The sequence below is a fragment of the Pseudomonas sp. P7759 genome (genome assembly GCF_013386445.1).
In the GTDB taxonomy this organism is placed as follows: Bacteria; Pseudomonadota; Gammaproteobacteria; order Pseudomonadales; family Pseudomonadaceae; genus Aquipseudomonas; species Aquipseudomonas azotoformans_A.
This window is the reverse complement of the sequence record NZ_JACART010000130.1, coordinates 1-929: the sequence shown is the minus strand read 5'-3', so window position 1 is coordinate 929 and position 929 is coordinate 1. Positions and strand designations below refer to the sequence as shown.

Sequence of the window (929 nt, the reverse complement as noted above, 5' to 3'; positions counted from 1 at the left end):
AGCGAGTGACTCCAGCCAAACCCCAACCCGCAATCGACGTCCACCGCACTGGTGCGGTACAACCGCGTCCACTCAAACGGCAAGATCCCGTCCAGCACACCATCGGTCAGCGTCAGCAGTTCCTCACCCGTAACCATCGACACTGGGCAGCCGTTAGTGGCTGTCTTGTCCGAAGATGCCGCCGCATCCCCAGCCGGATTTCGAGCAGAAACAGGTACATCATCCACAGGCTCCGCCTGCTTCAGCACTGCATTCTGCCGCGCCTTCCAGCGCATCTGCAGCCTGCCTTGCTTCAACCCACCCACCACACCGCGAACCGCGACCGCCTTGTAGCGATCCACGGCCTGCATGAACTTTGTCAGAATTCCCAAAAGCCCCCTGACAAAACCCACCGCCGCCTCAAGAATCTGCCCGCCATACTTGACCAACCGCAGACTCAAATACGCCACACCCGCCGCCGGCAAGGCGATGGTCAACACCACGCCAATCACCAGATCAATCAGCAACGACACCACAAACCCAGCCGCCATCTCGGCCATTTCACCGGGCGGCAATGCGTCCAACCAGATCATTGCCGTGCGCACCATCAGGAACAGCGCCGCTTCATCACTGGCCAGCAGCATCGCCTGTTCCATGACTTTGGGCGCATCGGTGGCGAGCTGCGCCAATTTGGCCGCTTCTGCACCCAGCTGTTCGACGTACTTCAACGGGTCGTCAAGAATCGCCTGCACCAGCTTGATGCTGTCCCACACATCACGAATCGCCGCCCAACTGCCCGCCAGCACGCCGCTGCCAATCGCGCTGGCGGTGGACTGCTCCCAGCGCGGTTTAAAATCCGACCACTGTGCCCGAAGCCACTGCTCCAGATCCCCGGTCAGCCCAGCGTAAGACGCAAACAACGCGTCCACTTGCTCAGTAGAAACGCCCCC

General features: G+C 60.8%; 1 protein-coding gene. It reads right to left on the bottom strand.

What is annotated here, in order from left to right:
- A partial coding sequence (locus HX823_RS31595; protein WP_256350348.1) for a DUF6531 domain-containing protein occupies positions 1-929 on the bottom strand: 929 nt, incomplete at both ends.